This window comes from Pseudomonas chlororaphis subsp. chlororaphis (genome assembly GCF_003945765.1).
GTDB classification, from domain to species: domain Bacteria; phylum Pseudomonadota; class Gammaproteobacteria; order Pseudomonadales; family Pseudomonadaceae; genus Aquipseudomonas; species Aquipseudomonas chlororaphis.
Genome location: NZ_CP027712.1, coordinates 3,589,705 through 3,609,730 on the forward strand (window position 1 = coordinate 3,589,705; position 20,026 = coordinate 3,609,730).

The 20,026-nt window shown below is 65.9% G+C and carries 18 protein-coding genes; 12 read left to right on the forward strand and 6 right to left on the reverse strand.

What is annotated here, in order from left to right; genetic code table 11:
- Window positions 1-51: 51 nt before the first annotated feature.
- From C4K27_RS16360 to C4K27_RS16370, 3 genes are all read left to right on the forward strand, one after another.
- Complete coding sequence (locus tag C4K27_RS16360; RefSeq protein ID WP_053261276.1) at window positions 52-1,071, forward strand: helix-turn-helix domain-containing protein; 1,020 nt, start codon at window positions 52-54, stop codon at window positions 1,069-1,071.
- A 177-nt stretch (window positions 1,072-1,248) separates the two neighbouring features.
- Window positions 1,249-3,666, forward strand: a complete 2,418-nt coding sequence (locus tag C4K27_RS16365; RefSeq protein WP_053261277.1) for a DUF3772 domain-containing protein — start codon at window positions 1,249-1,251, stop codon at window positions 3,664-3,666.
- 169 nt (window positions 3,667-3,835) lie between these two features.
- The gene (locus tag C4K27_RS16370) at window positions 3,836-5,359 is read left to right on the forward strand and encodes a sensor domain-containing diguanylate cyclase (protein ID WP_053261278.1); all 1,524 of its coding nucleotides are present in this window, start codon (window positions 3,836-3,838) and stop codon (window positions 5,357-5,359) included.
- On the opposite strand, the gene ptrR is transcribed toward C4K27_RS16370, so the two are convergent.
- The gene (gene ptrR, locus C4K27_RS16375; RefSeq protein WP_053261279.1) at window positions 5,356-6,234 is read right to left on the reverse strand and encodes a putrescine utilization regulator PtrR; all 879 of its coding nucleotides are present in this window, start codon (window positions 6,232-6,234) and stop codon (window positions 5,356-5,358) included. The genes C4K27_RS16370 and ptrR overlap by 4 nt on opposite strands.
- Window positions 6,235-6,335: 101 nt before the next feature.
- On the opposite strand from ptrR, the gene C4K27_RS16380 reads away from it, so the two are divergent.
- A complete protein-coding gene (locus tag C4K27_RS16380) occupies window positions 6,336-7,727 on the forward strand; it encodes an aldehyde dehydrogenase family protein (protein ID WP_053261280.1) in 1,392 nt (463 codons plus the stop codon).
- 157 nt (window positions 7,728-7,884) lie between these two features.
- Here the strand turns inward: C4K27_RS16380 and C4K27_RS16390 are convergent, their stop codons facing one another.
- A complete protein-coding gene (locus tag C4K27_RS16390; RefSeq protein ID WP_053261281.1) occupies window positions 7,885-8,094 on the reverse strand; it encodes a hypothetical protein in 210 nt (69 codons plus the stop codon).
- 197 nt (window positions 8,095-8,291) lie between these two features.
- Here C4K27_RS16390 and C4K27_RS16395 point away from each other — a divergent pair, with 197 nt between their 5' ends.
- The 5 genes from C4K27_RS16395 (at window position 8,292) to C4K27_RS16415 (ending at window position 12,110) form a co-directional block, all read left to right on the forward strand.
- Window positions 8,292-8,849, forward strand: a complete 558-nt coding sequence (locus C4K27_RS16395; RefSeq protein WP_053261282.1) for an ATP-dependent Clp protease proteolytic subunit — start codon at window positions 8,292-8,294, stop codon at window positions 8,847-8,849.
- Window positions 8,850-9,100: 251 nt separating this feature from the next.
- Entirely contained in the window at window positions 9,101-9,283 is a 183-nt protein-coding gene (locus tag C4K27_RS16400; RefSeq protein WP_125738048.1) for a hypothetical protein, read from the forward strand.
- Between the two features lie 157 nt (window positions 9,284-9,440).
- Window positions 9,441-9,899 (forward strand): metallophosphoesterase family protein, encoded by a 459-nt coding sequence (locus C4K27_RS16405; protein ID WP_053261283.1) that lies wholly within the window; start codon window positions 9,441-9,443, stop codon window positions 9,897-9,899.
- Between the two features lie 248 nt (window positions 9,900-10,147).
- Window positions 10,148-11,683, forward strand: a complete 1,536-nt coding sequence (locus tag C4K27_RS16410; protein WP_053261284.1) for an FAD-dependent oxidoreductase — start codon at window positions 10,148-10,150, stop codon at window positions 11,681-11,683.
- A gap of 202 nt (window positions 11,684-11,885) precedes the next feature.
- Entirely contained in the window at window positions 11,886-12,110 is a 225-nt protein-coding gene (locus C4K27_RS16415) for a hypothetical protein (protein WP_007925467.1), read from the forward strand.
- Between the two features lie 117 nt (window positions 12,111-12,227).
- Here the strand turns inward: C4K27_RS16415 and ydiJ are convergent, their stop codons facing one another.
- Window positions 12,228-15,296, reverse strand: coding sequence for a D-2-hydroxyglutarate dehydrogenase YdiJ (gene ydiJ, locus C4K27_RS16420; RefSeq protein ID WP_053261285.1), 3,069 nt, complete (start codon window positions 15,294-15,296; stop codon window positions 12,228-12,230).
- A 160-nt stretch (window positions 15,297-15,456) separates the two neighbouring features.
- On the opposite strand from ydiJ, the gene C4K27_RS16425 reads away from it, so the two are divergent.
- On the forward strand, window positions 15,457-16,359 hold the full coding sequence (locus C4K27_RS16425) for a LysR substrate-binding domain-containing protein (protein WP_053261286.1): 903 nt from the start codon (window positions 15,457-15,459) through the stop codon (window positions 16,357-16,359).
- Window position 16,360: 1 nt separating this feature from the next.
- Here C4K27_RS16425 and C4K27_RS16430 read toward each other — a convergent pair whose 3' ends face one another.
- Together C4K27_RS16430 and C4K27_RS16435 are read right to left on the reverse strand one after the other, a co-directional pair.
- The gene (locus C4K27_RS16430) at window positions 16,361-17,122 is read right to left on the reverse strand and encodes a phytanoyl-CoA dioxygenase family protein (protein WP_053261287.1); all 762 of its coding nucleotides are present in this window, start codon (window positions 17,120-17,122) and stop codon (window positions 16,361-16,363) included.
- 5 nt (window positions 17,123-17,127) lie between these two features.
- Window positions 17,128-17,358 (reverse strand): hypothetical protein, encoded by a 231-nt coding sequence (locus C4K27_RS16435; RefSeq protein ID WP_007925461.1) that lies wholly within the window; start codon window positions 17,356-17,358, stop codon window positions 17,128-17,130.
- Window positions 17,359-17,645: 287 nt separating this feature from the next.
- Between C4K27_RS16435 and C4K27_RS16440 the strand changes: the two genes are divergently transcribed.
- Together C4K27_RS16440 and C4K27_RS16445 are read left to right on the forward strand one after the other, a co-directional pair.
- Window positions 17,646-19,034, forward strand: coding sequence for an S-type pyocin domain-containing protein (locus C4K27_RS16440; protein ID WP_053261288.1), 1,389 nt, complete (start codon window positions 17,646-17,648; stop codon window positions 19,032-19,034).
- Between the two features lie 13 nt (window positions 19,035-19,047).
- Window positions 19,048-19,518, forward strand: coding sequence for a DUF6392 family protein (locus tag C4K27_RS16445; RefSeq protein ID WP_053261599.1), 471 nt, complete (start codon window positions 19,048-19,050; stop codon window positions 19,516-19,518).
- Window positions 19,519-19,572: 54 nt separating this feature from the next.
- Here the strand turns inward: C4K27_RS16445 and C4K27_RS16450 are convergent, their stop codons facing one another.
- Window positions 19,573-20,013 (reverse strand): CBS domain-containing protein, encoded by a 441-nt coding sequence (locus tag C4K27_RS16450; RefSeq protein WP_053261289.1) that lies wholly within the window; start codon window positions 20,011-20,013, stop codon window positions 19,573-19,575.
- Between the last annotated feature and the right edge of the window lie 13 nt (window positions 20,014-20,026).

Here is a 20,026-nt window from a genome sequence, read left to right on the forward strand (position 1 = left end):
CAATCTGCAGGACGCCGGAGTGGCCGCCAATGACGCTTTGCCTCAACTGACATGACCCGCCCTTACCCGCACTGGATCGTCGCCCCGACCATTCCCGCGCGTTTTGTGCGCGAGATGCTGGGGCAACTGCGTCTCGACGCCGACGCACGCGCCGCGCTGCTCGAACGCTGCGACTTGCCCAGGGAGGCCCTGCGCGACGGCTATCGCGTGGCGCCGCTCAACTACCGCGCCTTGAGTCGCCTGGCCGTGGGCGTCGGCGCCGACGAAGCCTTGGGGTTCTTCGCCCGCACCGTGCCGCCGGGCAGCTTCGAGCAATTGCTGCGGTTGCTGGTGCACCTGCCGACCCTGGCCGATGCCTTCGAAGAGGCCGCGCGCTTCTACAAGCTGTTCGACGATTCGCCGCCCTGGCGCCTGGAAAAGCACGCCAGGATTGCCCGCCTGGTACTGACGCCGCGCCCCGGGGCGCAAACCGACTCGGTGCTCTGGCCGCATATGCTGCTGTTGGCGCTCTGGCACACCGGCAGCTGGCTCACCGGCGAAACCCTGCCGCTGCGGCGGATCGTCCTGCCCGGGCATCTCGGCGCCTTCACCGCGCAAACGCGCTTTCTGTTCGGCCGCCAACCGGCTTTCGCCACGCAGGCATGGCTGGAGCTGCCGGCGGTAAACCTGCAGGCGCCGCTGATGCGCCGGCCGGCGGAGGCGGCGCGCTTCGCCAGCCACCTGTTGCCGGCGGTGATCGCCCCCGGCCCGCTGGCCAGTTTCGAAGCCCATCTGCGCGCCTTGCTGTGCGCCGCCGAGCCCTTTGCCGGGCTGTCGGAACTCGAGGCGGCCAGGGCCCTGGGCATTTCGCGGCAGACCCTGGCCCGCCGACTGGCGGCGCTCGGCGTGACCTTCCTCGGGGTGCGCGATGAATTGCGCCGGGACCTGGCCTGCACCCTGCTCGCCCGCGGCTCGGTGAGCGTCGCCAAATTGGCCGAACGCCTGGGCTACTCGGAACCCAGCGCCTTCCAGCGCGCCTTCAAACAGTGGACCGGGCTGCCACCGGGGGCCTATCGCGGCGGCCGGCGCTGAGCGGCCTGGTTTCCCCTTAGGGATTTTTTCACCGCCCCCGTTCTCGAACGCCGTGTAAACCGGCATGCTGCGCCACCCTGATCGCCATGGCGGCGGGCCGCCCACCGGGGAATTTATGCCGCGATGGCGCGGTCTATGCTCGTCAGGGCTGGTGAACAGCAAAAGAGGACATGACAGATGCGGCGAGTGAGACAGAACCGCTGGGGGATGGGGCTGTTGGCCCTGTTGCTGTGTATTGCGCTGCCGGCCTTCGCGGCCCCGGCGTCCGGGCCGCAGAGTGTTGCCCGCAACCAGCTGCCGCTGCTGGCCGAGGGCGCGGATCTTGAGCAACTCAATGACCGGCTGGAGCTGATCCGCCAAAGCGTGTCGGCGAGCGGTAACGACGACCTGCTCTCGGACCTGCGCCAGGCCGCGCTGCAAGTGCAGAAGCAGGCCGACAGCCTGATCGCCCTGCGCGCCACCGATATCGAGCGCCTGGACGACCAGCTCAAGGTCCTGGGCCCACCGTTGCCCGACGAAGCCCCCAGCCTGACCAGCCAGCGCCAGGTGCTGAGCGCGCAGAAGGACAACCTGCTCGACGAAGAGCGCCAGGCCAACCTGCTCAGCCAGTCCGGCCGCGACCTCGCCGCGCAGATCATCAACCTGCGGCGCAGCCTGTTCAATTCGCAGATCAGCACCCGCTCGGCGAGCCCCCTCAGCCCGGCCTTCTGGTCCACGCTGATCCGCCCGACCGAGGATGACCTCGGACGCCTGAACCGCCTCTCCGATGAAGTCTGGGCCGCATTCGATACGGCACTGGCCCCCGGCAATCGCGGGCTGTTCATCACCACGCTGGTCATCGCGGCGCTGATCTGGGTGGTCGGCCGGCGCCTGCTGGAACGCCTGGCGATCTGGTCGATGATCCGCTGGCTGCCCGAGGGCCGCCTGCGCCGCAGCGCCCTGGCGCTGACCGTGGGGCTGGCGACCATCGTCACCATCAATGCCGCCGCCTCGCTGCTGCGCTGGGGGCTGGTCAACAGCGCGACCCTGAGCGCCGATGTGCTCAACCTGATCGGCCAGTGGCTGACCCTGCTGATTTTCTGCTCCTTCATCGTCGGCCTCGGCCGCGCCATGTTGATGTTGTCGCGGCCGTCCTGGCGCCTGCCGCCGATTCCCGATCAGATCGCCACGGCCCTGGGGCCGTTCCCGCTGATCCTCGCGCTGGCGCTGCTGCTCACCGCCGGCGAGGAGCGGATCAACAGCGTGATCGCCAGCAGCCTGGCCCTGACCGTGGCGGTCAACGGCCTGACGGCGCTGGTCACCGCGCTGATCTTTTTCTTCGCCCTGCTGCGCCATCGCCGTACCCGCCGGCGCTTCGAGCTGGAGCGCCCCACCGGCATCGCCGGGCTGCTGCCCTTCATCGTGGCGGTATGGGTGACGGTGATCCTGCTGTCGCTGCTCAGCGGCTACCTGAGCCTGGCGTACTTCCTCACCGTCAAGCTGCTGTGGATCAGCGTGGTGACCACCAGCGCCTACCTGCTGATCGCCTGCTTCGGCGACCTCTGCGAAACCCTGCTGTCGCCCAAGCAACCCGGCGGCCTGGCGCTGGCGGCGGCCCTGGGCCTGTCGCCGCGCCACCAGGCCCAGGCCACCACCGTGCTGGCGGGCATCGGCCGGACCCTGCTGCTGTTCACCGCGGCGCTGCTGGCCTTCATGCCGTCCGGCTCGAGCCCGGGGGAACTGCTGGAAGGCTTTGCCCAACTGGATGTCAGCGGCCGGTCCCTGGGCAACCTCAACATCGTGCCCCAGGACCTGCTGCTGGCGGCGGCGTTCCTGGTCGGCGGGATGTTCGCCGTGCGGGTGCTCAAGCGCTGGCTGAGCGAGCGGCTGCTGCCGGAAACCAATATGGACGCCGGCATGCGCGCCTCGCTGGTGACCCTGGTCGGCTATATCGGCTTTGTCCTGCTGGCGATCGTGGTGATGTCGACCCTGCGGATCAACCTGACCAACCTGACCTGGGTGGTCAGCGCCCTGTCGGTGGGTATTGGTTTCGGCCTGCAGGCCATCGTGCAGAACTTCATTTCCGGGTTGATCCTGCTTACCGAGCGGCCGGTGAAGGTCGGCGACTGGGTCAGCCTGGCCGGGGTCGAGGGCGATATCCGGCGGATCAACGTGCGCGCCACGGAAATCCAGATGTCCGACCGCTCCACAGTGATCGTGCCGAACTCGCAGTTCATCTCGCAGAACGTGCGCAACGTGACCATGGACAACGCCCTGGGCGTGGTCGGCATCACCCTCACCCTGCCCCTGGAAACCGATGTGCTGCAGGTGCGCGAGCTGTTGCTGCAGGCCTATGCCGAGCACGAGGCGATTCTCAAGGCGCCGGCGACCTCGGTATCGTTCAAGGACCTGACCAGCAATGGCCTGATCATCAGCGTCAGCGGCTACGTCGGCAGCCCGCGCTCGGTGTCCGGTGCCCGCAGCGACCTGCTGTTCACCATCCTCGGGCGCCTGCGCGAAGTGGGCATCGCCCTGTCGTCGCCGCAGAACCTCATGCTGATCAGCGACAGCCAGGACAAGGCGGCTGGCGAGCCACCGGCCCAGCCCAGCGCATGAACCGGCCCCTACAGGGCGCACTGCCGGCGAGCGCCCTGTTTTTTATCTTGCGGTGGGAAGCACTGAGCTATCGTGGCTAAGGCCCTGGCAACTTTTCTCAACGAGCGGCAGCTGTCATCGAGGAGCCCGACGACAGCCCTGTTTCACTCCCGGCAAGACAAGGAACACCATGGACGGAAAACCCGACATCAGCCCCGAAGACATTGCCCTGGAGTCGAAACGACTTCCCGCACTGGCGGTCACTATCGCCTTCCTGATGGTGGTCGCGGTGTCGATTCTCAGCATTTATGGCATCCAGGTCATCAACAGCAAGGCCCATGAACTGGCGCAAGCCCGGCTGATCTCCGGCAACCTGGCCCTGTCCATGGCACAACAGGCGACCGATACCTTCGACGAAGCCAACCTGATCCTCGAAGAGCTGATCGAGCGCCTCGACGACCTGTCGCCCCAGGCCCTGGAAAAAACCCAGAAGCTGCTGAAAAAGCGCGTGTTCACCACCGAACAGTTGCACGGCCTGTTCTTCTATGACCGGGAAGGCAACTGGGTGCTCACCTCGTTCGACTACAAGCCGCCAAAGGCGAACAACTCGGACCGCGACTACTTCAAGTTCCACCGCGAGAATGCAACCCTGTCCCCCAGGGTCGGCGCGGCCCTGCGCAGCAAGACCACGGGCGACTGGGTGATCCCGTTCTCGCGCCGGGTCAACGACGCCCAGGGCAACTTCAAGGGCGTGGTGCTGGCGACCATCAAGATGGAGTACTTCGACAAGTTCTTCGATCGTTTCAGCATCGACGACAAGGGCGCGATCTTTCTCGCCCTGCCCCAGGGCACGATCATCGCCAGGCGGCCGTTCGACGAAAAGCTCATCGGTGCGTCCCTGGCCCGGGGCGAAATCTTCTCCGTGCACATACCCCGTGCCCCCGCCGACACGGTCATGGTCAAGTCGATCATCGACGGCGTCGACCGCCTGTTCGGCTATCGGGTGCTGTACAAGTACCCGCTGGTGGTGGCGGCGGCCAACTCCCAGGAGTCCATTCTCAGCAGCTGGCGTGCCGATACCTACCAACTGACCGCAATGATCGCCGTGGTGCTGCTGATCAATCTGCTGGTCGGCATCCTGTTGTTCAAGCAGGTGCGCAAGGGCCTGCGAGTGGAAAGCCATTTGAAGAAAGCCCGCTCGGTGCTGGAGACCCTGGTGTTGCAGGACGGCCTGACCGGCCTGGCCAACCGCCGGCACCTGGAGCGCAACCTGGAACTGGAGTGGCTGCGGGCGGCCCGGCAGCGCTCGTCGATCAGCCTGATCATGCTCGATATCGACCACTTCAAGAGCTTCAACGACCGCTATGGCCATGTGGCGGGCGACCATTGCATCTGCGCCGTCAGCCGGGCCATCAGCCAGTGCGTGCGGCGCCCCTCGGACCTGGCGGTGCGCTACGGCGGCGAAGAGTTCGCGGTGCTGCTGCCGGACACCGAGCCTGGCAGCGCCTACGTGCTGGCCGAGAGCATCCGCCTGGCGGTACAGGAACTGGCGATCGAGCATGTCGACAACCCCGGCGGCGTCGTGACCATCAGCCTCGGCGTCTACAGCTGCGTGCCCGCCACGCCCGAGTTCAAGACCCTCTTGATGCAGGCCGACTCGGCGCTGTACATGGCCAAGCGCGCGGGGCGCAATCAGACCGTGCCGACCTCCTAGGCGCTGGCCGATACTGCCCCACGCTCCTCCAGCAGGCGCACGAAGTGGGTCAGGCTGCGCGATACCGTGCCGCGGCGCCAGATCAGCCAGGTCTGCAGGAAACGGAACGGCTGCGCCAGCTGCCAGATGCTCACCGTGCTGCAGCCCGGCATGCTTTCGAGCATGCTGCGCGGCATCAGCGCCAGGCCGGCGCCGGCACTGACGCAGGCCAGCATGCCGTGGTAGGACTCCAGTTCGTGGATCTTGCCGGGTACCGCGCCATCCTCGCTGAACCAGCGCTCGAAGTGATGGCGGTACGAGCAGTTGGCGCGAAAGGCGTAGATGCTCTCGCCGTTGACGTCGCGCCCGCGGGTGATGGGCGCATGCCCCAGCGGCGCGATGATGAGCATTTCCTCGTCGAACACCGGCACGCCTTCCAGGCTCGGGTGCAGCACCGGGCCATCGACGAAAGCCGCGGTCAGGCGCCCGGACAGCACGCCATCGATCATGGTCCCGGAGGGGCCGGTGGACAGGTCCAGCTCGACTTTGACGTGCTTCTGGTTATAGGCCGCCAGCAAGGCCGGAATCCGCACCGCCGCCGTGCTCTCCAGGGAACCCAGGGAGAACGGGCCCTGGGGTTCTTCGCCGGCGACCGTCAGCCGCGCTTCCTGCACCAGGTCGAGAATCCGCCGGGCGTAGTCGAGGAAACTCCAGCCGGCCGGCGACAGGCGCAGGCGGCTTTTCTCGCGGATAAACAGCTCCACCCCCAAATCCTGCTCCAGCTGCTTGATCCGCGTGGTCAGGTTGGAGGGCACCCGGTGGATGAGTTGCGCCGCGGCGCTGATGCTGCCCTGCTCGGCCACCGCCTTGAAGATTTCCAGCTGCACCAGGTCCATCTCATTCTCCAAACGTGAAAGATAGGCTCTTTATTATTCAGTTTTCATAAGCCCTGTACCAGCCTAACCTGCGGCCATTCCCCAGCCCACAGGACGCTGCCATGACCCCGGTTTCCAGCCAGACCCACGCCCTTTCGATCAACCCCGCCACGGGCGAGCAGATCGCCCATTACCCCTATGAATCCGCCGAGGCGCTGGACGCCGCCCTCGCCCGCGCCGCCGCGGCCGCCGCCCAGTGGCGCCGCACCGGCCTGGAACAGCGCTCGGCCCTGTTGCTGGCCCTGGCCAAGGCCCTGCGCGACAACGGCGAGCCCCTGGCCCGCAGCATCACCCTGGAAATGGGCAAGCCAATCGCCCAGGCCCGCGGCGAGATCGAGAAGTGCGCCCAGCTCTGCGAGTGGTACGCCGCCGAAGGCCCGGCGATGCTCGCCCCCGAGCCGGCCCCGGTGCCGAGCGGCAAGGCGCGCATCGAGTACCGGCCGCTGGGCCCGATCCTTGCGGTGATGCCGTGGAACTTCCCGATCTGGCAGGTGCTGCGCGGCGCGGTGCCGGCGCTGATCGCCGGCAATACCTACGTGCTCAAGCATGCGCCGAACGTCATGGGCAGCGCCTACCTGCTGCTGGAAGCCTTCCAGCGCGCCGGTTTCCCCCAGGGCGTGTTCGAGGTGATCAACGTCACCGCGGACGGCGTCTCCCGGGCCATCGCCGACCCACGGATCGCCGCCGTGACCCTGACCGGCAGCGTGCGCGCCGGCATCGCCATCGGCGCCCAGGCCGGCGCGGCTCTGAAGAAATGCGTGCTGGAACTCGGCGGTTCCGACCCCTTTATCGTGCTCAACGACGCCGACCTGGACGCCGCCGTGCAGGCCGCGGTCATCGGCCGCTACCAGAACACCGGGCAAGTCTGCGCCGCCGCCAAGCGCCTGATCGTCGAGCAAGGGGTGGTCGAGGCCTTCACCGAGAAGTTCGTCGCCGCCACTCGCCAGCTGGTAGTCGGCGATCCACTGGCCGGCGCCACCTACATCGGCCCCATGGCGCGCTTCGACCTGCGCGACGAACTGGACGAACAAGTGCAGGCCACCTTGAGCGAAGGCGCGACCCTGCTGCTAGGCGGCGCCAAGGCCGAGGGTCCGGGCAACTTCTACCTGCCGACGGTGCTGGCCGGCGTCACCGACCGGATGACCTCGTTCAAGCAGGAACTGTTCGGCCCGGTGGCCTCGATCATCAGTGCCCGGGATGCCCGACACGCCCTGGAACTGGCCAACGACAGTGAGTTCGGCCTGGCCTCGACTATTTACACCCGGGATGTCGCCCTGGCCGAACGCCTGACCGCCGAGCTGGAAACCGGCGGCGTGTTCATCAACGGCTATTGCGCCAGCGATCCACGGGTGACCTTCGGCGGCGTGAAGAAAAGCGGCTTCGGCCGTGAGCTGTCGCACTTCGGCGTCCGCGAGTTCTGCAACGCACAGACGGTATGGCTGGACCGCAACTGATCCCCCACCCCCGACACTGTTGGAGCGAGCTTGCTCGCGATGAGCCTGAGAACGCCGCGCATATCGGCTGGATTCGCGTCATCGTTGGCGATCATCGCGGGCAAGCCTCGCTCCTACAGTGAGTCTCCTGTTCCTTCAGCCACCCGTCGTGTCACGGTCAGCGGCGGTCATCGGACAGTGGCGTCGGTTCGTTCGGTGCCGGCAGATCGGGGATCATTGGCCGTTCCCTGTCATCGTCACGCCGCTTATCGCGTTCGGCATCGCCGTTGACGTTGGGATCGATCACCGGGTCGTGCCGGCGAGCCGGTTGCAGAGGGTCGGGTTCAGGAGTGCGGGGCTCGCTGGGGTCATGCATCGACTGGGACATGGTGCACCTCACGGCAGGCCCGGTGAATCCGGGCCCTACTCCGTCAGGCAGCGGGCCGGGCCAGGGGGTGCAAGGCAATGGATGAGCGGTCGCCCGGCCCTCCTGGCCAGACACCTGCTCAGCGAAACTTTCGCCGCCACCCGGGCTCAATCGTAGAGCCAGGTCACGCACCGTGGCCCATACCGGGAGGCCGTCCGATGACCGAGCACATCGTGCATTTTCACTGCCAGATCGACCAGGGCACCAGCGAACGCTTTCGCGACAGTTGCCTGGAAGCCATCGAACAAGGCGCCACCTCGCTGCTGCTGAATCTTTCCACCACCGGCGGCAGCACCAACTTCGGCTTCACCCTCTACACCTTTCTCAAATCGCTGCCGGTGCCGCTGTGCGCGATCAACGCCGGCAACATCGAGTCGATGGGCATCATCATGTTTCTCGCCGCCAACCGGCGCATCACCGCGCCGCATTCGCGCTTTCTGATCCACCCGATGAACTGGTACTTCAGCCAGAACTCGGTGGATCACCAGCGCCTGCGCGAATACCTCTCCAGCCTGGACAACGACCTGGCGCGCTACGTGAAAATCTATGAGCTGGAAACCGCTGACGCGGCGACCCAGCTGGATATCTTCAAATGCCTGTCGGCCGAGGAAAAGGTCATCGCCGCCCATGAGTCGCTGGCCTACGGCATCGCCCACGAGGTGCGCCAGGTGATCTTCGCCGACGACGTCAGGCACTGGAAAGTCTCGGGCGGCTGATCGCGCAGCCCCAAACACATGACCCACGACCTAAGCACCCAACCGATGCTCGCCCGCTACGAGAACCATAAAAAGCGCCGCCGAAGCGGACGGGCCATGGGCATAAACGCACAGGCTGGAGCCGGCATGCATGCGCCCCCTCACGACCAGTCCACTCGTCGTTCCGCAAGAAACTTTTTCAAACTTTCGTTTGCGGTTGTGTTTCCCAATCTTGCGAGGTGTCAAATCGCTCACTATCGAGGATTGAAAAAATGGCTACCAGCGGAAAAAACCCACTCATGGGCAACAAGGACACTCAAAAGCCCTCCCCGACCGGCAAGAAATCCGGCGGCCAGGGCTCGGGGGGCAACATCCCCGCCGATCGGCAAAAAGCCCCTGACGCAGGCAAGAAAGGCGGCACCCAAGGCTCCGGCGGCGGTACCCGCAAAGCCTGATCCACAACGCCGGAGTGTCGTCCCTGACGCACTCCGGCTTTTTTTGCCCGGACCGCCCATGCCACCTGCCTGCCCGCGCCGGTTGTCGTCGAGCGCGACCGGCTATGCTTGCACCACGGCGAAACCACATTAGCCAGCCTTCGATGAAAAGCGACGCATGAAAATAGGCCTGATCTCCGACACCCACGGCTTGCTCCGTCCCGGCGCGCTGGCGGCGCTGCAGGGCTGCGCGCACATCCTGCATGCCGGTGATATCGGCGACCCGCAGATGCTCGCCACCCTCGGACACCTGGCGCCGGTGACCGCGGTATTCGGCAATGTCGATCAGCCCCATGACTGGGCCCGGGCATTGCCCCATCACATCACCGTGCAGCTCGATGGCGTCGACCTGCTGCTCTGCCATGTCCTGGCCGAGGTGCCAAAGCCTCTGCCGCCGGGCGTGCGGGTGGTGGTCACCGGCCACTCCCACCGGCCGCTGCAGTTCTGGCAGGACGATGTGCTCTACATCAACCCGGGCAGCGCCGGGCCAAGGCGTTTCAAGCTGCCGGTCAGCCTGGGGTATCTGACCATCGAGGCCGGCCAGGTCGAAGGCCGGTTGATCGAACTGGCGGTCTAGCGGTCTGGCTGTCTAGCGGCCTGGCCCGGGCCCGGGCATGACCGGCTATCGGAGCGCGCCCATCGGCCGCGCTTTGCAGGGTCCACACTTAATCCAGCGAATGGCGGCGTTCATGACGAAAGCCGTGCGAAGCCACTTGGCCGGGCCGCGTTGCGCCCTCGAGCAGAAGATTCCGTACCCGGCCCCGCGCCCCCGAGAAGGTGGCGCGCAAGGATGGCCGAGGGCGCGCAATGCGCAGGAGAAAAGCGATGACCTTTTATGTCGTGGCCCGCCTCGACCAGTTGCCCGAAGACCGCGGCACCCGGGTCCAGGTCGGCGCCGAAGCCGTGCTGCTGGTTCGCACCGGCGATCAGGTCCGGGCCTACCAGGCCGATTGCCCCCACGCCGGGGCGCCGCTGGAACAGGGCGCGGTGTATCAGGGACGACTGATCTGCCCCTGGCACAAGGGCGCCTTTGCCTGCGACAGCGGACTGGTCTGCGAGCCGCCTCCGCTGGCGAGCCTCAAGCGCTACAAAGTCGACATCCGCCATGACAACCGGGTCTGGGTTGCCGACCAGCCCATGGCCGAACCCGCCCCGCCACGGCAGGCCGACTCGCGCCGGCTGCTGGTGATCGGCGCCGGCGCTGCCGGGGCCGCCGCGGTAGCGACCCTGCGGGCCAAGGGCTTCGCCAGGAACCTGACCTGGATCGACAAGCAAGCGCGGCCCGCCTATGACCGCACCGCCCTGAGCAAATACGTGCTGGCCGGCGAGATGCCGCCGGAGGAAGTCCCGGCCCTGCTCGAGCCGGAGTTCTATCGCAAGGCCGATCTACAGGTGCTGCAGGCCGAGGTCCTGCGCCTGGACCCACGTCGGCGGCAGATCCTGTTGGCCAACGGCCAGCGCCTGGACTACGACGCCGCGCTCCTGGCCACCGGCGCCGAGCCGCGCCTGCCGGCCATCGAAGGCGCCGACCTGCCGGGGGTGTTCATGCTGCGCTCGCGGGAGGATGCCGCGCGCCTGCTGGAACAGGCCCGCCCCGGTAAACGCGTGGCGATCGTCGGCGACAGCTTTATCGGCCTGGAAGCCGCCTCGGCCCTGCGCAAGCGCGGGCTGATGGTGCACCTGATCGGTCGCCACCCGGTACCGCTGCAACGCCAGTTGGGCGAACGCATCGGTAACGCCATACGGGCCCTGCACGAACGGCACGGGGTGATCTACCACGCCGGTTGCGAAGCCCGGGCCCTGGTCGGCGAGGGCCAGGTGCAACAGGTGGTCCTCGACAACGACCAGCGCATCGCCGTCGACCTGGTGCTGTTCGGCATCGGCGTCAGCCCTGCCACGGCCTTCGTCGAAGGCCTCGACCGGGCCGAGGACGGTTCGCTCAAGGCCGATGCCGGCCTGGCCGTGGCCAATGGCCTGTGGGCGGCCGGCGATCTCGTGAGTTACCCCTGCGACGGCCGCACGCAGCGCATCGAACACTGGCGCGTGGCCCAGCAACAGGGCCGGCTCGCCGCCTGCAATATGCTCGGCGAACAGCTGAGTTTCAGCGTGGTGCCGTTCTTCTGGACCTATTTCTACGACCAGACCTTCGAGGTGCTCGGCCATGCCCGCCGGTGGAACCAGATCGTCTTCGAGGGCGAGCCGGAGCAGTACCGCTTTATCGCCCTGCTGTGTTTCAACGAACAGGTGGAGTCGGTGGTCGCCTGCGAATACCCGCGGGCCATAGCCCTGTTGTCGCAGCGCATGCAACGGCCGCTGTCGCGCAGCGAGGCCCTGGAGCTGATCCATGGCACGCAGGAATAACCTTGACCCGCGCCCATCCGCGCGCTGCCGACAACCACTCGGCAGCGCCATGGAACCCCGGGTAAAAGGCGATTCTCCAAATTCAGGCAAGGTCTCGATATCTCGGCCAGCGGCCGAGGCACCCGGTGCAAGGTGAATACCCATGGGCTCAGGTGTCTTGCCGTGGCCGGCCCTATGCAGGATTAAGGAGGACGATGCATCCATGAGCAGGACAGAACGAATCAACCGGGAGCTGGCGAACAACGCCCGGCTGTTTGCCGAAGCCGACCGCCTGGATGTCCAGGCCTATGAGCTGCTTAACACCGACCATGTCGACGACGACCGCCTGGCCCTGTTCAGCAGCGCCAAGCAGCGGGCCAACGAAAAATACCTGGAAGCGCGCAACGACTGGCTGCGCATCAAGCAGTTGATGGACGGCACCGACTGAAGCCCCCCGTGCCGGCGGGAAGATCCGGGATGCTGGGTTTGCGGTCGCTGCGTCGGAATGCCGCCCAAACCGAGCGCAGCCTCGCGGGCTCGGCAGCGGCTACATCGCCCCCTGTCGTCAGGTCGCTAGCGGGCGTTTGCGCAGTTGTTCCAGCAGAGCCTGGAGTGGATGCTGCAGGCCCTGCCCCTCCTGGCGCTTGACCTGGCTGCGGCAGGAGTAACCGTCGGCCAGCAGCCGGCCGCCCTGGCCGTGGCGGGCCACCAGCGGCTGCCAGGACTGCTGGTAGATCACCTGCGAAGTGGCCAGGTTGCGGGCCTCGTGGCCGTAGGTACCGGACATGCCGCAGCAACCGCTGGCCAGCACTTGCAGCTTCAGGCCCATCCGCGCGAACACCTGTTGCCACAGGCCGATGCTACCCGGCTCGTTGGTCTTCTCGGTGCAGTGCGCGAGGAACTGATAGGGCTCGGCCTCGGCGGTCGGGTTCGCTTCGGCCGATGCCTCACTAGGTACTGCAGGCAGCACCCGGGCCAGCCATTCCTGCGGCAGCAGCACCTCCGGCGCCTGAGCCGCCCCCAAGGTCTTGCGGTACTCCTGGCGGTAGACCAGGGTCATCGCCGGATCGAGGCCGACCAGGGGCACCCCGCTGGCCTGCAGCTTCAGCAGCGACTGCGCGTTGTAGCGCGCGGCCCGGGCAAAGGCGCCGAGGAAACCCTGGACCTGCAAGGGCTTGCCGTTTGGCGCGAACGGCGCGAGGTAGATCTGGAAGCCCAGGCGCTCGATCAGCTCCAGCCACTCGGCCGCCAGCGGCGTCTCGAAGAACCGGGTAAAGGCGTCCTGCACCAGAATCACGCTGCGTTCGCGCTGTTCGGCGGACAGCGCCGCCAGTTGCGCGGCGTTGGCCATGCGCACATTGCGCCGGCGGCACACCGCCTGGAAATCCAGGGTGCTGAGCAACGGGCTGTCGACCATCCCCGCCAGGTGCTGGAGCGCCCGGCTCACCGGCGCCGCGCCGATCAGCGCGTTGTACAGCCGCGGCAAGCGCGCCAGATAGGGAACGCTGAACTCCAGGGAGCCGATCAGGTAGTCCTTCAGCGGGCGCAGGTAGCGGCCGTGGTACAGCTCGAGGAAGCGCGAGCGAAACTCCGGCACATTGACCTTGACCGGGCACTGCCCCGCGCAGGACTTGCACGCCAGGCAACCGGCCATGGCGTCGTACACCTCATGGGAGAAGTCCTCGCGCCCGGCCAGCTGCGCCGCGCTGTTGTAGACGCGCCGGGCCAGGTTGGAAAGCCGCGCGCCACCGCCGTTCAGCACGTCCACCCCCTGTTCGCCCTGCAGGCGCAGCCACTCGCGGATCAGCGAGGCGCGGCCCTTGGGCGAATGAATGCGGTTGCGGGTGGCCTTCCACGACGGGCACATGGCGTCGTCCGGGTCGAAGTTGTAGCAGGCGCCGTTGCCATTGCAATGCAGGGCGCTGTCGTAGCTCTGCCAGACGCGCTCGTCGATGGTGCGGTCGAGTTCGCCGCGCAGCACCACTTCGTCGACCCGGGTCAGGCGCGCCTCCGGCACCGAGGCCGGGGTGGCGATCTTGCCGGGGTTGAGCTGGTTGAACGGGTCGAACGCGGCCTTCAGGGCCTGCAGCGACGGGTAGAGCTCACCGAAATAGTCCGGCACATACTGCGAGCGCAGGCCCTTGCCGTGCTCGCCCCACAACAGGCCGCCGTGCTTGTGGGTCAGCGCCGCCACCGCATCGGAGATCGGCCGGATCAACGCCGCCTGCTTGGGGTCCTTCATGTCGAGGATCGGCCGCACGTGCAGCACGCCGGCATCGACATGGCCGAACATACCGTATTGCAGGCCGTAGCCATCGAGCAGCGCACGGAATTCGAGGATGTAGTCCGCCAGGTTCTCCGGTGGCACCGCGGTGTCTTCGACAAAGGGCTGCGGCCGCGCTTCGCCCTGGACGTTGCCCAGCAGGCCCACCGCGCGCTTACGCATGGCGTACACCTGGTTCACCGCCTGGGCGCCGATGGCCAGGGTATGGCCCAGGCGCACCACCGAGCTGTCCTGCTGCAGGTGGCGGACGAAGGCGTCGACCCGCTGCTCCAGCTCTTCCTGGTCGTCACCGCTGAACTCGATCAGGTTGATGCCCAGGGTCGGGGCGTCCGCCTGCTCGGGGAAATACCGCGCCACGCCGTGCCAGACGATGTCCTGCATGGCCAGCATCAGCACCTTGGAGTCCACCGTCTCGATCGACAGCGGCTTCAGCGCCATCAGCGCCTTGGCATCGCGCAGCGCATCCATGAAGCCGGCGTAGCGCACGTTGACCAGGATCGAGTGCCGGGGAATCGGCAGCACATTCAGCCGCGCCTCGACGATAAAGCCCAGGGAGCCCTCGGAGCCGCAGAGCACGCTGTTGAGGTTGAATTGCTCCGGACTCTCGCGCAGGTGCGCCAGGTCATAACCGGTCAGGCAGCGATTGAGCTTGGGAAAGATCGCCTCGATCAGCTCGGCCTGGTGGTCGGCGATGTCCTGGGCACAGCGGTAGACCTCGCCGATCCGCCCGGGCTGCGCGGCCTCTTCGGTCAACTGGCGGTTGTCGATCGACGCGCTGTCCAGGCGGCTGCCGCCCAGCAGCACGGTACTCAGCGCCAGTACGTGGTCGCGGGTCTTGCCGTAGGTGCAGCTGCCCTGGCCGCTGGCGTCGGTGTTGATCATGCCGCCGACGGTGGCGCGGTTGGAGGTCGACAGCTCCGGGGCGAAGAACAGGCCATGGGGCTTGAGGGCGGCGTTGAGCTGGTCCTTGACCACCCCGCTCTGCACCCGCACCCAGCGTTCCTCGACGTTGATCTCGAGGATCTGGTTCATGTGCCGCGACAGGTCGACCACGATGCCGTCGGTCAGCGACTGGCCGTTGGTGCCGGTGCCGCCGCCACGGGGGGTGAGCACCACCGCGCGATGTTCCGGGCTCGCCGCCAGCCGCGCCAGGCGTTCCACGTCCGCGACATCCCGGGGGAAAACCGCGGCCTGCGGCAGCCGCTGGTAGATCGAGTTGTCGGTGGCCAGCACCGTGCGCAGGCCCAGGTCACGGGCGATCTCGCCACGAAAACCGTCGGCGGCCAGGGCGTCGAGGAAGCTTTGGTAGTGGGCCAGCGGGTCGCGTTCGGGGGCAAGCAGAGCAATCATCAAAAAGGTTTCCAGGCAGAGAAAAGGCGCAGCGGTGCATGCAAAACACGTATGCTTGCACGCAGCTCGAGGGGCGGCGGCCAGCCGAAAAAGCCTATTTTCCTAAAGCCTTGCACCGTGGGCAAATGTATTTCATGTGCTTTTTCCATGAGTTTTATGAATGAACCCCAGACGACTCACTCCGTCGATGTCGGTGCTGGTGGCCTTCGAGGCCGCGGCGCGGCATGGCAGCTTCACCAAGGCCGCCGAAGAACTGGCGCTGACCCAGAGCGCCGTCAGCCGCCAGGTCCAGGCCCTGGAGTCACTGCTGGAAGTGCCGCTGTTCAGCCGTGACGGCCGGCATATCGAGCTGACCGCCGCCGGCGCGCTGTATCACCACGAACTGGCGGCGGCCCTGGCGCGGATCCGCAACGCCACCTTGCAGACCATCGCCCACAAGGCTGGCGGCGGTCCGCTGCACCTGGCGGTGCTGCCGACCTTCGGCTCGAAATGGCTGCTGCCGCGCATGCATGACTTTTACGCCAGCCATCCGGGCACCCTGGTGCATATCCATTCGCGGATCGTCACCAGCGACCTGTCGAAAGACACCGCCGACATGCACGCGATCATCTGCGCCGGCACCGGCCACTGGCCCGGCTACGAGGCCCATCGGCTGCTGTCGGAAAAGCTCACGGTGGTGGCCAGCCCCAAGGCCCTGCCCGAGCACGCTTCGATGTCCGTCGCCGAGGTGGCCGGGCAGCTGCTGCTGAACGTGGTGTCGCGTCCCGACGCCTGGCCCGAGTGGTTCGAGCAGAACGGCTTGCATCCGCGGGCGATGCGCATGGGCCCGGGGTTCGAACTGACCGCGCACCTGATCCAGGCGGTGGTCGCCGGCATCGGCATCGGCCTGGTGCCGCGCATCCTGGTGCAGGACGAGATTCACAGCGGCGAGCTGGTGGCGCTGTTCGAGCCGGTGGACAGCGGCCGCGGCTATTACCTGGCCTACCCCAGCCGCTATCAGCACCTGCCATCGTTGCAGGCGTTCAGCCGCTGGCTGCTGTCGATCCCCTTTCCCGACAGCTGACTCAGTCGTATTCCGCTTCCTCATGCTCGCCCAGCAACCGCCGCTGGCGCGCCGAGGCCGCCGCCAGCACCTCCGAGTTGAAACGCCAGTGCAGGTAGGGCGAAAACTTCTGCGCCACCATGCGCCGGCCATAGTGCACCTGCAGCAGGTAGCGGATGCGTTCGGCGCTGCTGTTCTCGCTGCCGGCATGCCACAGCTCGCTGCGAAACATCAGCGCGTCGCCGGCCTGGCACAGCACGGCCTGGGCAGTTTGGCCATGCCAATGTTCCTCGCCGGCCCGTGGCGGCCGCCCGGCGCGATGACTGCCCGGCACCACGCGGGTCGGGCACAGGTCCTGGTCCATATCGTCCAGGTACAGGTGGCAGGTGCAGATCTGCATCGGCAGCTCGAAGGCCGGATCGCTGAGCAGGCTGCACGGCAGCTGCATCGCCAGGTAATCCAGGTGCAGGCCCATCCCCTGGAAACCTGGATGACAGCGCCAGGCGGTCTGGCCGATGACATGGCAATCGTCACCCAGCGCCGCTTCGGCCAGCTCGATCACCCCCGGCAGGTCGAGAAACGCCAGCCACAGCGGGTCGCGGTTGAACACGCACTTGTAGTGCTCGAGCAAGCCGCTGTAGTCCCAATGCTGGGGTTCGAGGCCGTCGATGGCGTGGCGTAGCAAGTTGATCCGGTCCGCGTCGAGCACCCCGGGCAACAGCACGAAGCCTTCGCGGTGCAAGGCCCGCAGGCGTTCGGCGGTCAGTGCTGGCATGCAGGCCATGATGGCTAGTCGATGGGGCCGATATTGATCAGCCGGTCGCTGCCCAGCCCCGGCACCCTGGCCAGCACCCCGACCGGCGTGGCGGCGGAAAACTCGATGACATAGCCCATGCCGCTGCCGTCCTCTTCCATGGCCACCACCCAGCGCGCCACTTCGTCGGGGTTCAGGCTCAGCGCCCGCGCCACCCGGCGCTGACGGCGTTCCTCGAGCGTTTCGTCCAGGGAGTCGTCGTTCATCTGGCTCAACCTCCGGCGGATAGCAGCCCCTCCGGGCCTGGTGCGGCCCTTACAACGGCTGTGAAAATCATTGTGGGCAAAAGTTGAATCCCGCTCCGTGCGCCGTGACGAACGGCAGCGTTTAGCGCCAGAAATGGATCGCCGGTTTTATCGCCGGCCCACAAGCGAGTTTTCTTTCGAGCGTTTCAGAAAGGGCCTAAAGCGCCGCGCCGGACCGGCCCCCTAGCATGCGTGGCTTATCCAGAAGCCGGGGCCGCTCATGCATTTACTGATTTGCGCTTACTGACATGCGCTTGTTGAAAGCCTCCGACCGGCAGGCATGGAATGCGCACGATCCGTATTTCGCCGAAACCCAGGTGCGCATGGCGCTGCAACGCAATCGGTCAAGCCTTGCGGGGTTGGACGAGCTGTTGCGCGAGCACTACACGATCAACAGCGATCGGGAGATTCTGGCCGCCGTCAGAAACGGCGACTGGGTGCTGGTCACCGACAGCTCCAGCGCAGGAATCGGCAACCTGCTCTGCCCCGCGCCTGAACCGCAGCCGGTCTACCTTCGGCCAGACCCCTGGCCCGATCCCGTTCCTCGCACCGACCTGGTCTTCGCCAAGTCCATCAGCAGCGCGCCCTGGGGCACCACCCAGGCCGGCAGCGCCAGCGAGCCCGCAGGCAATTTCGGCAAGACCATGCTGATGGCCTCCTCGGCGACCGAGGTCGGGCTCGGCAGGGTCGCCGGCGAGCTGCTCCTCAGGAGCTTCGCCTGGTCAGTGCAGATGGCCGGCACCGCGGCCAGGACAGTCAGCGGCCCGGCTGGACAGGTGCTGCTCCTGGCCATGACCCCGACCCGGCTTGGCGACGACGCCTTCTACAGCGAAGAACAACTGCGCGAGCTGCGTGCCGCCACCACCCGGGTGCGCTTCCAGTTCCGCCGCGACAGCCAGGGCGCGCTGCAAATCCATGGCATCCACACCAGCGCCCAGTCGGGCCAGGACAGCGTCCCGGTGATCAAGGCCCACTGGAACGCCGACAAAAACGCCATGCAGGCCCACCTCGGCACGCTCACCATCACCTGGACACCGCACAACGGCCCAGTGGTCACCGCCCCGACGCCCTACCCGGGGGTGACCGACGAACTGGCCAACCTCATGGTCCACCCCATCGCCGAAGGCGGCGACAGCCAACTCCAGGGCGCGCCCCTCGACGAGCTTAAGGTCGAAGACTGCATCATCACCTTCCCGATCGGCAGCGGCCTGCGCTCGTTGTACCTGGTCTTCGCCAAACCCATGGTCAACCCACTGGAAGTCGGCCCGGCGAATGATCTTTCCAGTAGAAGCGCCAAGGATGGGTTGGATATTGATCACATACCGTCGCAGAAGGCGTTGGAGTTTTTTTTGAATGAAAACGTTCCGGGCATACCCGAAGCAAAAATAAGGAAACACCTACTGAAAGCCCCCAGCATTGCAATTCCCCGGAAGGTGCACCAAAAGTACAGTGAGACGTATGGCGGTAGAAACAACAAGGCCCAGCAGGCTAAGGATGCCGCTGACCTGCGCACAGCCGTAGACAGCAACCTCGAAGCCATCAAACCCTTCCTGCTTGAAGAAGGCTTCACCGAAGAGCAAGTCGAAAAGGCACGAAGCGACCTGCATAACCTCCATCAGGAACAAGGCTGGTATTGATATGAACGCTGCAATGATCGATGACTTGGTCAAAAACCTCGGGCGCACTTACCCCGAAATGATTGCCTCAGGAATGTATCTACCAGGAGGGCCACCAAAGGGCATCTTTGATGACAGCGACAGGGTGACAGTGTCGCCGGAGCCAGGGATCGAATTGGGTTTTTGGGCCAGCACTCAACGTTTTGAAAACCTGTTCATTACCTTTCTTGAGGGTTTTGAAGGAGAACCCATATACCGAGGGAGCCTTCCCTACCAGCTCAAAACGAAGATGAATCAGGCGTGGGTTAAATCTCAATATGGCGAGCCGCTGGAGTCAGGAGCGCCTTATAGAGTTCCTATCTCCGGCATGACAGGCGGCTGGGATAGCTATCGTTTTCCAGGCATGTCCAAGAGCGTCCATGTGTTGTTCAAGTACACCGTTGAAATGGAAGTGGAAGGCATCGTCTTCAGGCTGAACGAAAGATCCCAAGCACAGCATCTATAGGAAGACAGCCCGTGCTCCCCCAAGCGGAATGAAGCAGCACAAGGTGCTGCTCCCTCAATGCCCCCGAATATAGTGCTCCAACTGCCGAATCAGGTCCGCCTGTTCGACAATCGCTTCCTTCACCAGATCACCAATCGACAGCAAGCCAATCAGTTGCTCGCCTTCCAGCACCGGCAGGTGGCGCAGGTGGCTGTCGGTCATCACGGCCATGCAGCGTTCGATGCTGTGCTGGCTGTCGGCGGTGACCACGGGGGCGCTCATGATGGCGCGGACCGGGGTGCCTACCGATGAGCGGCCTTGCAGCACCACCTTGCGTGCATAGTCGCGTTCGCTGATGACGCCGACCACCTGCCCGGCTTCCATCACCGGCAATGCGCCGACGTTTTTCTGCGCCATCATCTGCAGTGCTTCGAGCACCATCTGGTCCGGGCCGATACTGTGCACCTGGCGGTGTTCCACGGCCTTCAACTTCAGCAACTGAGCAGCGGTTTTCATGGGCGTCTCCGAT

Excerpts from the sequence above, each read along its gene's own strand:
- ydiJ (WP_053261285.1), bottom strand. The coding sequence starts at position 15,296 with ATGATTGCTCTGCTTGCCCCCGAACGCGACCCGCTGGCCCACTACCAA.
- C4K27_RS16370 (WP_053261278.1), top strand. The coding sequence starts at position 3,836 with ATGGACGGAAAACCCGACATCAGCCCCGAAGACATTGCCCTGGAGTCG.
- C4K27_RS16405 (WP_053261283.1), top strand. The coding sequence starts at position 9,441 with ATGAAAATAGGCCTGATCTCCGACACCCACGGCTTGCTCCGTCCCGGC.
- C4K27_RS16395 (WP_053261282.1), top strand. The coding sequence starts at position 8,292 with ATGACCGAGCACATCGTGCATTTTCACTGCCAGATCGACCAGGGCACC.
- C4K27_RS16450 (WP_053261289.1), bottom strand. The coding sequence starts at position 20,013 with ATGAAAACCGCTGCTCAGTTGCTGAAGTTGAAGGCCGTGGAACACCGC.
- C4K27_RS16390 (WP_053261281.1), bottom strand. The coding sequence starts at position 8,094 with ATGTCCCAGTCGATGCATGACCCCAGCGAGCCCCGCACTCCTGAACCC.
- C4K27_RS16430 (WP_053261287.1), bottom strand. The coding sequence starts at position 17,122 with ATGGCCTGCATGCCAGCACTGACCGCCGAACGCCTGCGGGCCTTGCAC.
- C4K27_RS16415 (WP_007925467.1), top strand. The coding sequence starts at position 11,886 with ATGAGCAGGACAGAACGAATCAACCGGGAGCTGGCGAACAACGCCCGG.
- C4K27_RS16410 (WP_053261284.1), top strand. The coding sequence starts at position 10,148 with ATGACCTTTTATGTCGTGGCCCGCCTCGACCAGTTGCCCGAAGACCGC.
- C4K27_RS16400 (WP_125738048.1), top strand. The coding sequence starts at position 9,101 with ATGGCTACCAGCGGAAAAAACCCACTCATGGGCAACAAGGACACTCAA.
- C4K27_RS16445 (WP_053261599.1), top strand. The coding sequence starts at position 19,048 with ATGATCGATGACTTGGTCAAAAACCTCGGGCGCACTTACCCCGAAATG.
- ptrR (WP_053261279.1), bottom strand. The coding sequence starts at position 6,234 with ATGGACCTGGTGCAGCTGGAAATCTTCAAGGCGGTGGCCGAGCAGGGC.
- C4K27_RS16380 (WP_053261280.1), top strand. The coding sequence starts at position 6,336 with ATGACCCCGGTTTCCAGCCAGACCCACGCCCTTTCGATCAACCCCGCC.
- C4K27_RS16425 (WP_053261286.1), top strand. The coding sequence starts at position 15,457 with ATGAACCCCAGACGACTCACTCCGTCGATGTCGGTGCTGGTGGCCTTC.
- C4K27_RS16360 (WP_053261276.1), top strand. The coding sequence starts at position 52 with ATGACCCGCCCTTACCCGCACTGGATCGTCGCCCCGACCATTCCCGCG.
- C4K27_RS16365 (WP_053261277.1), top strand. The coding sequence starts at position 1,249 with ATGCGGCGAGTGAGACAGAACCGCTGGGGGATGGGGCTGTTGGCCCTG.
- C4K27_RS16440 (WP_053261288.1), top strand. The coding sequence starts at position 17,646 with ATGCGCTTGTTGAAAGCCTCCGACCGGCAGGCATGGAATGCGCACGAT.
- C4K27_RS16435 (WP_007925461.1), bottom strand. The coding sequence starts at position 17,358 with ATGAACGACGACTCCCTGGACGAAACGCTCGAGGAACGCCGTCAGCGC.